This window comes from Bacillus sp. WC2503 (genome assembly GCF_052682895.1).
The window spans coordinates 4,348,707-4,365,703 of sequence record NZ_JBQYMD010000001.1 but is presented as its reverse complement, the minus strand read 5'-3'; the positions used below and the strand labels follow the sequence as shown (position 1 = coordinate 4,365,703).

14 protein-coding genes and 1 riboswitch are annotated in these 16,997 nt (G+C 38.1%); of the genes, 8 read left to right on the top strand and 6 right to left on the bottom strand.

Features of this window, described 5'->3' with window-relative positions; genetic code table 11:
* Window positions 1-212 precede the first annotated feature (212 nt).
* Window positions 213-2,141 carry an LTA synthase family protein gene (locus ACUN26_RS22605; RefSeq protein ID WP_000665340.1) on the bottom strand — a complete coding sequence of 643 codons (1,929 nt, stop codon included), beginning with the start codon at window positions 2,139-2,141 and terminating at the stop codon, window positions 213-215.
* Window positions 2,142-2,689: 548 nt separating this feature from the next.
* On the opposite strand from ACUN26_RS22605, the gene ACUN26_RS22600 reads away from it, so the two are divergent.
* Both ACUN26_RS22600 and ACUN26_RS22595 read left to right on the top strand, forming a co-directional pair.
* Entirely contained in the window at window positions 2,690-3,055 is a 366-nt protein-coding gene (locus ACUN26_RS22600) for a YkvA family protein (protein WP_000810376.1), read from the top strand.
* 50 nt (window positions 3,056-3,105) lie between these two features.
* Window positions 3,106-3,597: a metal-binding protein gene (locus ACUN26_RS22595; protein ID WP_001139015.1), complete on the top strand. Its 492-nt coding sequence runs from the start codon at window positions 3,106-3,108 to the stop codon at window positions 3,595-3,597.
* Between the two features lie 114 nt (window positions 3,598-3,711).
* On the opposite strand, the gene ACUN26_RS22590 is transcribed toward ACUN26_RS22595, so the two are convergent.
* Window positions 3,712-4,029 (bottom strand): DUF4870 domain-containing protein, encoded by a 318-nt coding sequence (locus ACUN26_RS22590; protein WP_001014094.1) that lies wholly within the window; start codon window positions 4,027-4,029, stop codon window positions 3,712-3,714.
* Between the two features lie 296 nt (window positions 4,030-4,325).
* Between ACUN26_RS22590 and lldP the strand changes: the two genes are divergently transcribed.
* On the top strand, window positions 4,326-5,984 hold the full coding sequence (gene lldP, locus ACUN26_RS22585) for an L-lactate permease (protein ID WP_001099311.1): 1,659 nt from the start codon (window positions 4,326-4,328) through the stop codon (window positions 5,982-5,984).
* 71 nt (window positions 5,985-6,055) lie between these two features.
* Window positions 6,056-6,171: riboswitch (TPP riboswitch) on the top strand.
* Window positions 6,172-6,284: 113 nt separating this feature from the next.
* Window positions 6,285-8,045: a phosphomethylpyrimidine synthase ThiC gene (thiC, locus tag ACUN26_RS22580; RefSeq protein WP_000814456.1), complete on the top strand. Its 1,761-nt coding sequence runs from the start codon at window positions 6,285-6,287 to the stop codon at window positions 8,043-8,045.
* A gap of 103 nt (window positions 8,046-8,148) precedes the next feature.
* Here the strand turns inward: thiC and ACUN26_RS22575 are convergent, their stop codons facing one another.
* The gene (locus ACUN26_RS22575; protein ID WP_000021138.1) at window positions 8,149-9,507 is read right to left on the bottom strand and encodes an arsenic transporter; all 1,359 of its coding nucleotides are present in this window, start codon (window positions 9,505-9,507) and stop codon (window positions 8,149-8,151) included.
* A 185-nt stretch (window positions 9,508-9,692) separates the two neighbouring features.
* Between ACUN26_RS22575 and ACUN26_RS22570 the strand changes: the two genes are divergently transcribed.
* Window positions 9,693-9,833, top strand: coding sequence for a hypothetical protein (locus tag ACUN26_RS22570; protein ID WP_001214071.1), 141 nt, complete (start codon window positions 9,693-9,695; stop codon window positions 9,831-9,833).
* 48 nt (window positions 9,834-9,881) lie between these two features.
* Here ACUN26_RS22570 and ACUN26_RS22565 read toward each other — a convergent pair whose 3' ends face one another.
* Both ACUN26_RS22565 and cydA read right to left on the bottom strand, forming a co-directional pair.
* Window positions 9,882-10,907, bottom strand: coding sequence for a cytochrome d ubiquinol oxidase subunit II (locus ACUN26_RS22565; protein ID WP_000544171.1), 1,026 nt, complete (start codon window positions 10,905-10,907; stop codon window positions 9,882-9,884).
* Window positions 10,900-12,255 carry a cytochrome ubiquinol oxidase subunit I gene (gene cydA, locus ACUN26_RS22560; RefSeq protein ID WP_000381963.1) on the bottom strand — a complete coding sequence of 452 codons (1,356 nt, stop codon included), beginning with the start codon at window positions 12,253-12,255 and terminating at the stop codon, window positions 10,900-10,902. Before cydA ends, ACUN26_RS22565 begins: the two co-directional genes overlap by 8 nt.
* Window positions 12,256-12,487: 232 nt before the next feature.
* On the opposite strand from cydA, the gene ACUN26_RS22555 reads away from it, so the two are divergent.
* Together ACUN26_RS22555 and ACUN26_RS22550 are read left to right on the top strand one after the other, a co-directional pair.
* Window positions 12,488-12,658: an adhesin gene (locus ACUN26_RS22555; RefSeq protein ID WP_131710459.1), complete on the top strand. Its 171-nt coding sequence runs from the start codon at window positions 12,488-12,490 to the stop codon at window positions 12,656-12,658.
* 90 nt (window positions 12,659-12,748) lie between these two features.
* On the top strand, window positions 12,749-13,834 hold the full coding sequence (locus ACUN26_RS22550; RefSeq protein ID WP_001231685.1) for a hypothetical protein: 1,086 nt from the start codon (window positions 12,749-12,751) through the stop codon (window positions 13,832-13,834).
* A 109-nt stretch (window positions 13,835-13,943) separates the two neighbouring features.
* On the opposite strand, the gene ACUN26_RS22545 is transcribed toward ACUN26_RS22550, so the two are convergent.
* Window positions 13,944-14,828 carry a LysR family transcriptional regulator gene (locus ACUN26_RS22545; protein WP_000421931.1) on the bottom strand — a complete coding sequence of 295 codons (885 nt, stop codon included), beginning with the start codon at window positions 14,826-14,828 and terminating at the stop codon, window positions 13,944-13,946.
* 135 nt (window positions 14,829-14,963) lie between these two features.
* On the opposite strand from ACUN26_RS22545, the gene ACUN26_RS22540 reads away from it, so the two are divergent.
* Window positions 14,964-16,964 carry a YhgE/Pip domain-containing protein gene (locus ACUN26_RS22540; RefSeq protein ID WP_000676370.1) on the top strand — a complete coding sequence of 667 codons (2,001 nt, stop codon included), beginning with the start codon at window positions 14,964-14,966 and terminating at the stop codon, window positions 16,962-16,964.
* Window positions 16,965-16,997: the final 33 nt, after the last annotated feature.

Sequence of the window (16,997 nt, the reverse complement as noted above, 5' to 3'; positions counted from 1 at the left end):
ACAATTAAAAGAAAGTAGAAAACAAACGGTTCGCATATTTCTTTAAGGGATCTTATTGAAGATGAGAGATAAGAAATATGTAGAACCTCGTTTACATATTTTATTATAGAGATGTTTCATTAATGTGGTGTGAATATTTGGTAAAGGTTACGTAATTTTAAAGTTAATGAATAGGAGAAGAAGGATAGCGGAAAATAAAAAAGAGGCTGAGATTACTCAGCGCTCTTCTTTTCTTCTTTAATAGCTGTTTTTACTTCACCAGTTTTAATCTTGTTACTTTCAGAGAAGCGAAGTAAGTCACCTTCAATGAGTTTGTCTGACATGTTCAATTCATTTTGGGCACGATCAATGAGTGGTTGAGATTCTTCTTTCGGTAATTGTACAACTTCGCCAGTAGCACGGTCGTAGAATGTACTGTTCGTGTACATGTACTTATCTGTAATGAAGCTACCGTCACGAAGAACAACGAATCCTTTATTATCAGGTGAGAATACGTCATGGCCAAATTGAATTTGATTCGTAGAATCTACACCAAGTAAGTTTAGAATAGTTGGTTTAATATCAATTTCACCAGTTGGTTTTGAAATTGTTTTACCTTCTTTTTGACCTGGAACGTGAATAAACATCGGTGTTTTTTGTAAGTTCATATGGTCAAATGCAGTAATTTCTTCTTTTCCTAAGAACTGTGCCATTGCACGGTTATGGTTTTCAGAAATACCATAGTGATCACCGTAGAATACGATCACAGAGTTGTCGTAAATGCCTTCTGCTTTTAGACGCTCAATAAAATGTTTCATTGCTTCGTCTAAATAGCGAGCAGTTACCATGTAACGGTCAAACACGCCATCACCAGAATTATATTCATCGATTAATTTCGTGTTGTCATCATAAGTGAATGGGTAATGGTTCGTTAAAGTAAGGAAGCGAGTGTAGAATGGTTGCTTCACTTCTTTTAACATATCGATAGATTGATCAAAGTATTCGATATCTTTTAATCCCCAATTTAATTTTGTTTCTGGCGTAATCTTGTAGTCAAGCTCGTTGTAGTAACGATCATAACCAAGTGCCGGATACATAATGTTACGGTTCCAGAATGTTGCGTTGTTTGCGTGGAATACCGATGTGTGGTACCCTTGCTGGCGTAAAATTTCTGGAGTTGCTGTGTATTCGTTGTTACCGTGTGTGAAGAATACAGCACCACGGTCTAGTGGATATAAAGAAGTATCTACTAAGAATTCAGCATCAGATGTTTTACCTTGCCCAGTTTGATGGAAGAAGTTATCAAAGTAATAACTTTCTTTCGTAAATTGGTTTAAGAATGGTGTAACTTCTTGTCCGTTAACTGTTGCGCCAATTAAGAATGTTTGTAATGACTCAAGAGAGACAACAATTACGTTTTTTCCTTTTGCAGTACCGAACATATTTGGATCTGGTTTACTTTGTGTTGTTTTCACATAGTTTTCTGTTTCTTGTAATTTACTACCGTCGGCAAATGCCTTTTGTGAACTTGACTTCGCTTGTAAGCCAAGATCGTATGCTTGGTGTACATATAATCCTAAGTTTTTAACAAGCATAACGCGGTCGAATGAACGTGTTAATAGTTCTGGACGTTCAGCTTCTGCAAACCCTAGGTTTACGAAGAAAATAGCAACTGTTGACACGAAGTATAGAGAACGCATCGGACGTGCTACACGCTCTGTCGGTGCAAAGTTTTTCTTCTTCTTCAATAAGATGAAGAATACGATAATATCCGCAAATGCAAGGATAATTTTGTAGTTAAATAATTCTTTCACACTAGAACCTAAGCTTCCAAAGTTAGAAGTTTGCCCTAGTACTGGTAAAGTAACGAAGTCATTGTAGAATCCGTAGAACATTACGTTACCAACAAGAATGAACGTTAAAACAAAATTAATTCCAAGTGCTATATAGTTACGTTTTTTTCCTTTTGCAAATAATGCAAGTCCCACAAACAGTAATGATGCTGCTAATGGACTAATGAATAAAATGAATTCTTGCATGAAAGATTCAAGTTTTAAATCAAAGCTTGTGCGTGTAATAATGTAGGTTTTCAGCCATACGGCTAAAGCTACGAATAAAGTGAAACGCACATTTTGAAATTGTGATTTCAAGGTTTCTTTCATTCATTTCCACCCTTTCTCTATCAGGCTTGGTCGATTTTGGAGCGAAAAATGCTAAAATAAAAAATACATAGTTTCTTTTGCCATAATTAGAGCTTCTATATTCACCCATATACGACTTTAACTATGCATACCCTTTTTTGGTTTCTTTTGCTGCTCATAAGTATAACGTCATTTCTGTATTATACAACAAAATTCATTTCTGAGAAACACTATAACATTTTACATTTTTTGTATGTGTTTTGTCACTACCAGAGAAAACTTTATCATTCGTTTATATGTCCGTCAACTAGAAAATATAACAAAGATAGAGAAGAATGTTAAGTGAAAGTGAAAATTTTCATGGTTGAGAAATAAGAAATGGAAATATGTAATGGTTTGTCTAGAAAACTATTATATGAAGGAAAGGGTATGAAAATTAACGAACACTTGTTCTTTTTAGGTTTGTTTGTTAAAATAAAAATTCATTGATAGATTATGTGTAATTTTGATAAACTTTTACTGGTAATATATTGTAGCTTATTTCTTTTGAAAAATAGGGGGGCTTTTACATGAAACAAAAATTTTCAGTTGAAGCGTTTTGGAAAAAAGTAAAACATGTTGCAAAGCAAGCCGGACAGTCGGTCATTTATGCCAGTTTATTACTGTTTTACGTTTTGCAAAGACCTGATGTTCCAAAGCGGGTGAAAATTATTGTAATTGGAGCACTTGCTTATTTTATTGCACCGATTGATGCCATCCCAGATTTCATTGCTGGAGTTGGTTATACGGACGATTTAGGGGCATTAACGGCGGCACTAATACAGGCGTCATTATATGTCAATGAAGATGTGAAAGATAAGGCACGAGTGAAGTTGGCAGAATGGTTTGGTTCGGATATAGACACATCATTTATCGATCAGAAATTAGATCAATAGGTGAGAACTGTCATAGAGTGACAGGGCGAACGTAAGCGAGGAAGTGCATTATGCCATCAGGAAAAACGCATACGAAAATAAACTTAATATCCCTTCCGGTTGTTTTGTTTCTGCTCTTTTCGTATGGATTAACAAATTTTGATTTTTTATTAACTTTTGCAATTGGCTTTTTAGTAGGTACTTCATTTTTAACACCTGATTTAGATACGTACAGTAATGCGTATAATAAATGGGGATTCCTGCGTATATTTTGGTATCCGTATAAGAAAGTAATGCCACATCGTTCCTTTCTTACACATACGATTATACTTGGTGATGTAATTCGTATTGCGTACATGTTAATCGTATTTTCTCCGTTTTTATTTCTATTAAATGTAATAGCACTGGACGGGAACTTAATAGAAATTGCGAAAAAACATGAGGTGGAAATTAAAACGTTCCTAATGGGAATTGTTGTGGCGAGCACGCTTCACATTATAGCGGATAAAACGAATACGCGCCGAAAGAAAATGATGAGAAAAAAGAAGAAACGAAGAAGATAAAGTGAAACTGTAATCGGTAGGGGCACCCCCCGCTAATTATTAGCTCACACTAATCGGGAAAAGGACACTTGCAAATTGCAAGTGTCCTTTTTTTAAACAAACGTTTGTTTAAAATTAAGCTTTCAGCACTTTAATTCCTTTTACAATGTTCCAGATGAAGTAGTATAAGCTGATGATTCCGCAAATAGCTAAGACAATCATTGCTCCAATTCCAAGTGTTACATCTGGTTGGTCCGATCCGATACCCATAATTCCTAAAATGGCTACGCCGATAAATGTAGCGATACTTGGAATGATATGTGTCCATAGAGCACGTTTTGCATGTGGCTTTGTTTCAGCATCCCCCACAATCCAAACGATGATTGGGAATAAGATAGGGGCAAATAGTACACTAAAGTATGATAAAGCAGCTAGTATTTTGTTTCCATTCATATATATCACCTCATAAATAATTTCCGTTGTTATACTATTATTATGCAGTAATTTTTACAAGCTTACTATCGATGAACATTACAAGAACGTGACGATTTTGTAAGATTTTTTCTTTAAATAATAAAATTTTCAAAAAAATCTTTTTTTATGGAAAACGCTGTGATAAAGTATAAATGGGATTAGATGAAAACGTTTTCTTGAACGTTTTTTATTTTTAGACTTAAAGGTATGATGACCTGATAGTCTATTGATGAGGTTATTCTATTTAAAAGGGGATTCTTTAGGGGGAGAGAACAATGAACACATGGACACAAGTTTATGATCCGTTCGGTAACATTTGGATTTCGGCAGCAGTCGCACTTATTCCAATCATCTTTTTTTTCTTAGCTTTAGCAGTTTTCCGCATGAAGGGGTATGTGGCAGGGTTTATTACAGTTGTACTTACAATTTTAGTAGCGTTATTCGCTTATAAAATGCCGTTTACGATGGCGATGGCAGCAACCGGATACGGTTTTTTATACGGACTATGGCCAATTGCTTGGATTATCATTATGTCGGTATTTTTGTATAAAATTTCCGTAAAAACAGGTCAATTCGATGTCATTCGTGCATCTGTATTATCTATTACAAATGATCACCGTTTACTCGTTATTTTAATTGGTTTTTCATTCGGAGCATTTTTAGAAGGGGCTGCGGGATTCGGTGCACCAGTAGCAATCACGGCAGCGCTTCTAGCAGGTCTCGGATTAAATCCTTTATATGCGGCTGGTCTTTGTTTAATCGCAAATACTGCACCGGTAGCATTCGGAGCGATGGGAATTCCGATTACAGTTGCTGGACAAGTAACGGGTATTGATCCACATAAAATCGGACAAATGGCTGGACATCAGTTACCGTTTCTATCATTATTTGTTCCGTTCTTCATCGTATTTTTAATGGATGGGTTTAAAGGGGTAAAACAAACGTGGCCTGCGTTACTTGTAGCAGGTAGTTCATTTGCAATTACACAGTTTATTACAGCAACGTTTCTAGGGCCGGAGCTTCCGGATATTACGTCAGCACTTGTAAGTTTAGTGAGTTTAGCGCTGTTCTTAAAAGTTTGGCAGCCGAAAGAAATCTATCAATCTAAACAAGCAAATAGTGAAGTAGCGGCAACAACGACGACATCTATGCCAAAACTCACAATAGGAAAAGTAGTGAAAGCATGGTCTCCGTTCATTATTTTAACGGTTATGGTAGTTGTTTGGAGCCAAAGCTTCTTTAAATCTTTATTTGCTCCAGGAGGCGCTTTAGAAAGTCTTGTATTTAAGTTTGAAGTTCCAGGCTTACACAATTTAGTAATGAAAGCAGAGCCGATAGTAAATAAACCAACGCCTTATGAAGCAATTTTGAAATTAGATGTTTTATCAGCGACTGGAACGGCAATTTTAATTGCTTGTATTATTTCTATCTTTATTTTGAAAATGAGTGCAAAAGATGCAGTAGCGACATTTAAAGAAACGTTAAACGAACTTAAGATGCCAATTCTATCTATCGGATTCGTATTAGGATTCGCATTTATCGCAAACTATTCTGGTCTATCTTCTACATTAGCGCTAGCGCTAGCAGGAACTGGCGGACTATTCCCTTTCTTCTCACCATTCCTAGGTTGGATTGGTGTATTCTTAACAGGATCCGATACGTCTGCGAACGCACTGTTCTCGAATTTACAAGCAATTACGGCGCAGCAAGTTGGCGTATCTGAAGTACTTCTCGTTGCGGCAAATACAACAGGTGGTGTAACAGGTAAGATGATTTCTCCGCAATCGATTGCAATTGCTTGTGCTGCAGTTGGACTTGCCGGAAAAGAGTCGGATTTGTTCCGTTTTACAGTGAAGCATAGTTTGTTCTTCGTTATTATCGTTGGTATTATGACGTATGTACAGGCATATTATTTAACGTGGATGATTCCATAAACAATAAAAGAAATAAACTTTTCATTTTTCAGATTATCGTGTATGATGAGAAAGTATTGAAAATTAAATCAGTGATAAACTAGGGGTGCCTAACGTATGCGTAGGCTGAGAGAGAAGCGCGTGAACTTCTTAACCCTTTGGACCTGATCTGGCTCGTACCAGCGTAGGGAAGTTAGCGGCTTTACATAATGATGTCTTTTATGAGCCAGGTCCTTATTTTTTTATGGACCTGGCTCTTTTTGTTTTGGCATACGCTGGCCATATCTCGTCCTTGTCACGTACAGGGGGGCAACAAAGGTTATGAAACAATCTGTTTCAGCTGAACAAATTGAATTGAAATCGAGTTTACCAGGAAGTAAGAAAGTGTATGTAGATGGACCACGGGAAGGTATGAAAGTACCGATGCGTGAGATTGCACAAAGCGATACGAATGGTGTCCAAAATCCGCCCATCCGTGTGTATGATACGAGTGGTCCTTATACGGATCCGGCCTATAAAGTGGAGCTGGAAAAGGGGATTCCAACGCCGCGTCATTCTTGGGTCATGGAGCGCGGGGATGTAGAGGCATACGAAGGGCGTGAAGTAAAACCAGAGGATGACGGTGTGAAAGTGGCTTCGAAACATACACCTGTTTTCCCGCAAATGGATCGTAAGCCGCTTAGAGCGAAGGAAGGTGCAAATGTTACGCAAATGCACTATGCGCGTAATGGCATTATTACGTCTGAGATGGAGTATGTTGCGATTCGTGAAGGAGTGGAGCCTGAGTTTGTTCGTAAGGAAATTGCAGAAGGTCGTGCGATTTTACCAGCGAATATTAACCATCCGGAAGCAGAACCGATGATTATCGGACGTAACTTTCATGTGAAGGTAAATGCAAATATCGGAAACTCTGCTGTATCTTCTTCTATTGCAGAAGAAGTAGAGAAGATGACATGGGCAACGCGCTGGGGTGCAGATACGATTATGGATTTATCTACAGGTAAAAATATTCATACGACGCGCGAATGGATTATTCGTAATGCTCCTGTACCGGTTGGAACTGTGCCCATTTATCAAGCGCTTGAGAAAGTAAACGGAATTGCAGAAGATTTAACGTGGGAAGTGTACCGTGATACGTTAATTGAGCAAGCGGAGCAAGGCGTTGATTACTTTACGATTCACGCTGGTGTATTACTTCGTTACATTCCAATTACTGCAAAACGTACGACAGGTATCGTTTCACGCGGTGGTTCGATTATGGCGCAGTGGTGTTTATTCCATCATAAAGAAAACTTCCTATATACTCATTTTGAAGAGATTTGTGAAATTATGAAGCAGTACGATGTTTCATTCTCGCTTGGAGATGGATTACGTCCAGGTTCGATTGCAGATGCAAATGACGAAGCGCAGTTCTCGGAGCTTGAAACGCTTGGTGAATTGACGAAAATCGCTTGGAAACATGATGTGCAAGTTATGATTGAAGGACCTGGACATGTACCGATGCACTTAATTAAAGAAAATATGGAGAAAGAACTTGATATTTGTCAGGGCGCGCCATTTTATACACTTGGGCCGCTAACGACAGATATTGCACCAGGATATGACCATATTACATCCGCAATTGGAGCAGCAATGATCGGCTGGTTTGGAACGGCGATGCTTTGTTATGTAACGCCGAAAGAACATTTAGGTTTACCAAATAAAGATGATGTTCGAGAAGGGGTTATTACGTATAAAATTGCAGCACATGCGGCTGATCTTGCGAAAGGGCATAAAACGGCTCATCAGCGTGATGACGCACTTTCAAAAGCACGTTTCGAATTTCGTTGGCGCGATCAATTTAATTTGTCTTTAGATCCTGAACGTGCGATGGAGTATCACGATGAAACGTTACCAGCAGAAGGAGCGAAAACAGCTCATTTTTGTTCAATGTGTGGACCGAAGTTTTGTAGTATGAGAATTTCACATGATATTCGTGAATATGCGAAAGAAAATGACTTAGAAACGACAGAAGCAATTGAAAAAGGAATGAAAGAGAAGGCGAAAGAATTTAAAGATACTGGTAGTCATTTATACCAATAACACGTTACACCTCTTTACTTGATTGATCACACTGTAGTACCTAACTTAATTATAGAAAAAGCCCCCTTTGCTAAGACGGTAGCAAAGGGGGCTTCTGTTTTCTTTATAAGGCAAAGAAGAGGTGTACCCAGTAGTATAAGAGGAATAATGTGACGACTGTTGTGAGAGGAATAACGATGAGAGATACGCTTAAATAATCTTTCCATTTTACTTTAATTTTGTTTTGTTTCAGAATATACATCCAGATGAGGGAAGCTAGTGTACCGATTGGTAATAATAGTGAACCGATGTCACTACCAATAATGTTTGCGAGGTAGATTGTTTTTAATGTGACTGGATCTAGCCCCATTTCTGTTAATGTGATTGTACCAATCATAAGGGCAGGGTGGTTATTGAAGACGTTAGAGAGGATGGATACAAGTCCGCCCATTGCAAAGCTAGCATAGAGTAAATGCTGACTTACAAGTGGCTCGAGCCATTGCACAAGTGCGGCTGTTAATCCTGCGTTGTGAAGCCCGTAAATAATGACGTACATAGAGAAGGCGAAGATTAAAATGTGCCACGGTGTCTTTTTTAAAATATCGACAGGGTTTGTTCGTAAGTAGTACCATCTCCAGATAAGAAGAACGAGGGAACCTAGCACTGCAACGATTTCGATTGGGATAGATAAGAAGGATGCAACGAACAGAAGACAGCGCATAAGGAAGACAAAACCTAATACTTTTAACATGAATTTTGTACGTTTTTGTTTCGTATCAACAGAATTGTTTCCTTTTAACGGATGGAAGTTTTTCGTGAAGAAAATTTCTTCAATATCATATGAAGAAACCGGTAATTTCTCTGGTAATTTTTTCTTTAAAACAGTGTACATGAGCCATGACATAAACAATAATCCTAATGTTGCAGGTACAAACATCATAGCAGTATGCATATAAAGAGTCATATTAACGATATTTAATGCGATTAAGTTTACGATATTACTTACACCGATTGGTGCACTAGAAGCAGTGGCGATTAAAGCACCGCTTAATAAATAAGGAATTTGTTGATGAGGCTTTAATTGAAGATTTTTCAGAAGAAGGATTAGAATTGGGGTTGTAATCAAAATACTACCGTCATTATTAAATAAAAGAGTCATAAGAAAGCATAGTAATTGAATATACCAGTATAGGCGGCGTCCAGAACCTTTCGCTAAATTTGCGAGTTTTGCTGCAGCCCAATGGAAGAAGCCGAAGCTTTCTAATATAACTGCCATAACGATGGTCGCCAATATCGTTATGGAAGCGCCTCCGATTTTACTTATAATGTCTATGACATCTGGCCTTGAGACAAGTCCAGTAATGAGGATAATACCAGCGCCAATTGCTGCTGGCCATGCCTCATTTAAGCCACGAGGTCGCCAAAAGATAACAATCATCGTTAAGAAGAATACAATAATAGTAATCCATATCTCAATGCTCATATTTTACCTACCTTTCTATTTTTCCTTGAATCAATGTAGCTTGTCTCAAGGTCTGTATTGGTAGTATATTCGAAAAAGAATAAGAGGAACTAGACGTATAATAGAAGAAAGTGAATATGTGTTTTTCAAGCTATAGGACAAGTATACATACTAGTGAAATAACTATTAGGAGAGGAGTCTAATAAATGAGGGGCATTCTATGTACGAATGCCCCTCATTTATTCCGCTATTTGTGGGCAGTAAGACTCCTACCTCAAAATTCGGCTGGAGCAAAGAAGTTAGGTGGAAGTCCTGCTGCCCGTAAACGCCTGATTGGTGAAGGTTAATAATCAGTGGGGATGAACAAAACCCTTACTGATTAAAGTTTCACTTTGTTATTTTTCCTTCAAAAAAGTTCGATCCTTCAAGAATAAATTCCAGAAGAAAATGAATCCGGGTAGTAAAATTGCAATCCCGATTGCGTAGAGGATAAGAAGCGCATAGAATGTTTCGACCGTTGTAAAGCTTGTAAATACAGTTACGTCCGGGTAAATGATATACGGTAAATGAGCGACGCCGTAAGCGTAGCTTGCAAATGCATATTGAGCGACGACAGCTAAAACTGCAATGCGAGGAAACCCTAGTGTGCTATATTTCTTATTTGTCCACCAAAGGGAGGAATAGCCGATAACAAATAAAATGATAGAGACTGTAAACCATGGGAATTGCTTTATTAATCCTTGCATTAGCCAGTGTGTTTGTGGGTCCATTACAACGAGAGCTATAATTGCCGTAACGAGCGTTGCAGGACCAAGTATGATGGCATTTCTTCTATAAATTCTATATGCATCTTCTGAACCTTGCTCTCTCGCAAAATCCGCGAGAAAGAGAGAAGATAGAAACAGTTCCGAAGTTAGTCCGAATAGCATATAACAATAAATAACAGGACTAGAAAGAAGTTTTCCGTAAAGGAGTACTTCTTTTCCTTCAGCCATTGTAATGTAGGCACCCTCTGTAACAGGTAAAACGGTAATTAATAGGGCTGGAATTAAGAGCCCTGTAATACCTGAAATAATCCGAAGAAGATGTTGGTACTTCGGCAGAGAGTAAGCAAATACCATAAATGTACTACGAATTGCAACGAGTACTAGAATTAGCATGACTGGTACGAACATAACGGTTGCAAGGGTAAAGGCTGCTTTCGGAAAGAAACCAAGGAAAGCGACAACGACAAAGACAAGAAACGTATTTGTTACTTCCCAAGTTGGTGATAAGTATCGATTGGCAAGCTTGGCAGCAAGTGTTGGATGTTTCGCATATACCATGCCCCAAAAACCCGCTCCAAAATCAATGGACCCTAATATACTGTATACGAAAATAAGAGCCCATAAGATGATGATTGCAATGCTTTCCTCATGCACGAGAATCGCCTCCTTGGTGATGTAAATCATTCTTTAGCGGATGTCTCTTAAAGAATGTCCGTAGTACAAAGACTGTTAAAATACCGAGTCCGATATATAAAATAATGAATAGAATAAATAAAGGACCGACGAAATCAGCGCGTGTAGAAGCATCGACTGTACGCTGCATACCATAAATTGTCCACGGCTGACGACCGCTACAGCTGAAAATCCATCCGAATTCAATACCGAGCATCATAACTGGTCCACATGCGGCAGCTCCCAAAAGAAGCCACTTCGGTAACTCGGTTCCTTTTTTTCGGTAAACGAAGTACCAATATAAGAGAGCGATTGCTGCAACTGCAAAGGTAAAGGCAGCGGTGCCGACCATTAAGTTGAACAGCGTATGTGTGTAAAATGGTGGCCATGTTTCTTGTGGGAATTCCTTTAAACCTTTTACGACGGTGCTAGGGTCTAGTCCCACTAAAAGGCTAAGCATGTTCGGAATTTCCAGCGCATAGTTTAGTTCAAGTGTGTTAGGATCCACAACCCCGCCAATTGATAAGGGAGCATGTGATGTCGTTTCAAATAAAGCTTCAGCAGATGCAAGTTTTTCAGGTGAATGCTTATGTAAGGCGATTGCTGATTCGTGCCCCGAAAGCCACATCGTAGCACCTGTAATAAATGTCACGACGAGTCCTAACAGTAGTCCCTTTTTATGATAAGCCACTTCACGCTCACTTACATTCTTCTTTAATAATTTAAATCCAGCGATAGAGGCAATGACGGCTGCTCCAGTCGCATAGGCTGTAATAACGACGTGGAATGCGCTTGTGCCAAAGCTCGGATTAAAGAAAGCTTTCCACGGATCAACGTTAAAAACCGATCCATCTGGCCCCATGGAAAAGCCTGCGGGTGTATTCATCCATGTATTTGCTGATGTAATAAGCACGGCGGATGCCGTGGCACCAATCATGACGAAAAAGAGTGAGATTAATCTCATGAATGGAGGTAATTTATCAGCCGCATATACATAAATAGACATGAATAAAGCTTCTAAAAAGAAGGCGAAAATTTCAATTTGAAAGGGAACAGAAATAACTTGCCCAACAATTTTGGCGAAACCAGGCCAAAGAAGTGAGATTTGTACACCAACAATTGTTCCAGTTGGAATTGCTACACCGAGAAGAATAGCAAAAGCCTTTGTCCATCTTTTTGCCATAATGGCATAGTCGGAATCTTTCTTCCAGTGATAGAGTATCTCACTTATAAAAATCATCAAAGATAGCCCGACTCCAAGTGTTGCAAAGATAATGTGGAATGCTAATGAAGAACCAAAAAACGCTCTTGCTAATGTTACGGTATCCATATATATACTCCTCTTCTTTTTTGCCATTATTTTCTGATTGAATTGGAAGATTTATTCAATAAACTGCCAAAAATATATATGTATTTAAAAAGTGAATATGGTAATGTGATGTTCGAATATTATAAATAGAAAGAAATTAACGTTTAATAATATTTTGTTTGTTTTTTATCTAGGAATATTTTATAATCTTTTATGCGAACATAAGTTCCATTTTGTGGTTGGAGAAGTTTATGTGAAATGGAGAGGGTGTTTTATGTATCCTGAAGTCATTAAAAAGATGGCGTTTTCAAAAGAGCATAGAGATTTATTATTGAAGTTGTATAATAAAGAAATTACACGTCGTGAATATGACCGACTTGTGGAATCACTATATAGACCTTCTAAAGAGGTTTGTGAGGGGTAGAAATGCGGGAGACAATCTAATAGATTGTCTTTTTTAATTTACGTATGTTCTGGTAAAATTAAGGTTAGCCTTATTAGGGAGGTGAAAAGATTGCGGAAACGTTTATATATAGGGATTGGAGTTATTCTCTTAATCGCCTTAGGTGGAATTGTATTTTGGTCAGCCTTACAAGGAAACCGTACGGAACATTTTATTTTAAGACATATGGTGAATGAAAATGGGACACTTGCCACCTACCGTTTAGAAGATACAAAGGCAGGTACTGGGGAAGCGAAAGGCCGTGAAGCTTTATCAGAATCGGCAGGGCTATGGCTACAATATACATTGGATAAAGATGATCAAGCGTTATTTGATGAACAAGTAAAGGTCGTTCAAAATAACTTTGTACATAAGGATCGTATCGTTTTATGGAAAGTCTCTGAAAAGGGAGAAATGCAGTCAGCTACAAATGCACTTATAGATGATCTTCGTATTATAGAACAATTATATCGTGCTTATGAAATGTATAAGGAAGATCGTTATAAAAACCTTGCAGATCAATTGAGTGATGCTGTACTTCGTTACAATAAGAAAGATAATTATTACGTTGATTATTATGACGCGGATGCAGGGAAGCAAAGTGGTTTTGCAACAACATCATACATAAATCCGCATGCATTCTCGTACATGAAAAAGTATGGAAAAGTTTCTGCTGAGCAGTATCAAGAAGTGGTTCAATTTCTAGCGAATTATCCAAGGCATGGCTGGGTATTCCCGAAAGAGTATAAGGAAGATGGTACATTTACGTACGATAAAGAAGTGAATCTTATTGACCAATCATACGTTGCATATCATCGTAGTTTAGGGGGGCTTTCATCAGATGCTTATTTGGAATTCATAAAGAAGAAGTTCCAGAAGGACGGAAAGTTATACGGCCGTTATAATTTAGAAACGGGAAAACAAACTGTGGATTATGAATCACCAGCTGCTTACGGATTAACGATTTTGTACGTACTACAAACAGGTGATACAAAGTTTGCGACGGAATTGTATGAACATATGGCCACATTCCGAAATGATAATGTATTTAGTAGATATTACGGTGGGTACGTAACAGGCGAAAATAATAATACGCATATTTTTGATAATGTACTACCACTTTTAGCTGAAATGGAATTAGAGAAGAGTAAGAAATAGAAGGTGCCACCCTATGGGGGTGGCACCTTCTATTTGTGTCGTTATTTGTTGATAAATCAATATTTCTTGGCGAAACGTCGATATATTTGAAGTTATGATCGATATAATTTTATGACCTAATATTGGAGAAGTAGTCAATCACGAATTCACGGAATTGCTGGGCAGTTTTTGATAGATAGCGTTTCTTCGACCAACTTAAGCCGATGGTTCGCTCGCAATTCGGTTCAATAATACGTAATTTATTTAATGCTAAAGTAGAGTTTTTTAATAAAGTTAAACTTGGTACAAAAGCGATGCCGAGACCTTGCTTAATAAGGTCGCTAATCACGGTTGGTTCATCTACTTCAAAAGCGATATGTGGAGTGAAGCCAGCTTCTTTACAAAATTCATCTGTTAAGTGTCGAAATCCATAACCAGTGTTCATACTAATAAACGGTTCGTTCTTTACTTCATGAAGATAGATATTTTCACGTCCTGATAAACGGTGGCCTGAAGGGACGACTAAGAAAATTTCTTCTGTAATAAGTGGTTCCCAAATAATCTCCTCGCCTTCAATTGGCACAGAAGAAATGCAAAAGTCAATTTCTATATTATCTAGTTGTCGTTTCATAGAAGGAGTAGATGCGAGAAATTGTTGGAACCGAACGTTAGGATGTTCTAGTAAAAAAGAACCGAGTAGTTCTGGTAATATTCTTGGAATAGAAACGGCCAGCGTAATAGAGCTTTGTTGTAAGTTAGCTAAATCTTTAATTTCTCGTTCGCCTTCACTTAATTCATGAAAAATGCGCTCTACTCGTTTTAAGAATACTTTCCCGAAAGAGTTTAATGTAATTTGTCGACCTTGGCGATCAAATAACGGGACGCCTAAGTCTTTTTCTAGTCTAGCAATTGTTTTGCTGAGCGAAGGCTGTGCGATATGCAATTCTTCAGCGGCTTTTGTCATATGTTCTAATCGTGCAACTGTTTGAAAGTATTTTAGTTGAAGAAGTTCCATTTTGACTCTCCTTTCTATAGACCAAAAGGAATGGATTGATAATTAAAGATGTATTATACAGTATGAAAATGGACGTGTATAGTAAATCTGTTAAACCATTCTAATGGTGTTAAATTCGGAGAAGGAGTATGTTTCATGAAGGGAATTCAACTTGTATTTAAAGATTGGAAAGCGATGTGGCACCATAAACATGGACGTATCGCTTTAATTTTTTTGTTAATCGTTCCTTTAATTTATTCGGGATTCTTTTTAGCTGGATATTGGGATCCATACGGACGATTAGATAAATTACCTGTTGCAGTTGTGAATTTAGATAAAGGTGCTGCAATGGATGAAAAAACAATTCATGCAGGAGACGACTTTGTTAAAAATTTAAAAGAGAATAAGGAACTGGCTTTTCATTTCGTATCAGAAAAAAATGCTGATGAAGGGTTAAAAGAAGATAAGTATTATATGGTTGTTACGATTCCGGAAGATTTCTCTAAAAAAGTAAGTACACTTATGGATGAGAAACCAGAACCGGCACAATTGCATTACAAAGTAAATCCAGGTAAAAACTTTGTAGCAGCTCAAATTGGAACGACAGCTGTGGAAAATATGAAAACAAAAATCTCAAACAGTATTACGAAATCTTATACAGAAGGTGTCTTTTCAAAGTTTCAAGATTTGGCACAAGGATTGAGTGATGCAAGTAATGGGGCTGAGAAGTTACATGAAGGAACGACCGATGCAAAAAATGGAGCAAATCGGCTTGCGGATGGTATTGATCGTTTAAGTGACGGGACATCGAAATTGAAAGAGGGAAGTGACAAGCTTGCATCCAGTCAATCTGCTTTAACCGGGGGAGCAAATGAGCTAAGTCAAGGAGCGACATCACTTCATAGTGGTTTGGAATTACTAGCGCAAGGTGAAGGAACTTTACAATCAGGAGTTAGTGAATTAAGTGTTGGTACAAATGAATGGGTGAACGGAAGCGAGAAACTTGCTGAGGGACAAGTGAAAGCGGATGATGCGGCAAGTAGTGTGAAGAAGCAATTAGAGGAGTACATGAAAAGTCATCCAGAAGCACAGCAAGATCCTGCTTTTCAAAAAATCGTTGCTACTTCTAATGGGTTAGCTAAAGCAACAAATACTTTAAATAATGGCCAACAACAATTGACACAAGGCGCGAAGAAGCTTGCTGACGGTCAGCGTAAAGTTGAAGAAGGCATGAATACATTCGGAGTTAAGTTAAATGAAGCTACTGCTGGAACGAAAAAGATAGCAGATGGTGCGGCAAATCTAGCTGATGGATTTACGAAGTGGGGCAATGGATTTACATCATTACAAGAAGGTGTAAATCAGCTTGCGAGTGGTGGAACAGAGCTGAATAATGGCGCTGGCAAGTTAGTGAATGGCCTTGTTAAACTTGACGACGGTGCGAAAGAACTTGCTATGAAATTAGGAGAGGGCGCAGAGAAGATAGCGGATGTTCGCAATGATGATGCACGCAATACGATGTTCTCGGAGCCAGTTCAATTAGTGAAGTCAACAGTTTCTGACGTACCTAACTACGGTTCAGGTATTGCACCATATTTCTTATCACTTGCATTTTATGTCGGCGGAATTATGGCATCAAATATTTTACCGCTTGGCCGTAGACAAAATATGAAGGTAAGTGGAACGGTACACTTTATTAATAAACTAGGATTAGTATATTTAATTGGGCTCATTCAAGCGCTACTTGTAGATGTTGTTGTGCTAGGAGCCATGAAATTAGAAGTTGCAAGTGTACCGCTCTTTGTTTTATCAAGTATTGTTATTTCCTTTACGTTCATGACGTTTATTCTTATGTTAGTAACGGTATTTGGTCTTGTTGGGAAATTCGCGGCAGTAACACTTCTCGTCTTGCAATTAGCGACGAGTGGGGGGACTTTCCCAGGAGAATTAAACGTAGCTGTTCTTAGCAAAATCGGACAGTTTCTTCCAATGTCACATTCTCTTAGAGGATTACAAGATGTTATTTCTTTAGGGGATTGGTCGCAATTACGAATGCAAATTTTAATATTGTTATGTTACCTCGTTGTTGCTGGTGGAATTGCTTGGATTACGAGTCATATACAGCATAGAGAAACGAATACAGAACAAGTTTCTTAAAATGAAAGAAGCTATCCGATTTTTTCGGATAGC

Bases quoted from the DNA above. Each gene is read 5' to 3' on its own strand.
- ACUN26_RS22605 (WP_000665340.1), bottom strand. From the start codon at position 2,141: ATGAAAGAAACCTTGAAATCACAATTTCAAAATGTGCGTTTCACTTTA.
- ACUN26_RS22600 (WP_000810376.1), top strand. From the start codon at position 2,690: ATGAAACAAAAATTTTCAGTTGAAGCGTTTTGGAAAAAAGTAAAACAT.
- ACUN26_RS22595 (WP_001139015.1), top strand. From the start codon at position 3,106: ATGCCATCAGGAAAAACGCATACGAAAATAAACTTAATATCCCTTCCG.
- ACUN26_RS22590 (WP_001014094.1), bottom strand. From the start codon at position 4,029: ATGAATGGAAACAAAATACTAGCTGCTTTATCATACTTTAGTGTACTA.
- lldP (WP_001099311.1), top strand. From the start codon at position 4,326: ATGAACACATGGACACAAGTTTATGATCCGTTCGGTAACATTTGGATT.
- thiC (WP_000814456.1), top strand. From the start codon at position 6,285: ATGAAACAATCTGTTTCAGCTGAACAAATTGAATTGAAATCGAGTTTA.
- ACUN26_RS22575 (WP_000021138.1), bottom strand. From the start codon at position 9,507: ATGAGCATTGAGATATGGATTACTATTATTGTATTCTTCTTAACGATG.
- ACUN26_RS22570 (WP_001214071.1), top strand. From the start codon at position 9,693: ATGAGGGGCATTCTATGTACGAATGCCCCTCATTTATTCCGCTATTTG.
- cydA (WP_000381963.1), bottom strand. From the start codon at position 12,255: ATGGATACCGTAACATTAGCAAGAGCGTTTTTTGGTTCTTCATTAGCA.
- ACUN26_RS22545 (WP_000421931.1), bottom strand. From the start codon at position 14,828: ATGGAACTTCTTCAACTAAAATACTTTCAAACAGTTGCACGATTAGAA.
- ACUN26_RS22540 (WP_000676370.1), top strand. From the start codon at position 14,964: ATGAAGGGAATTCAACTTGTATTTAAAGATTGGAAAGCGATGTGGCAC.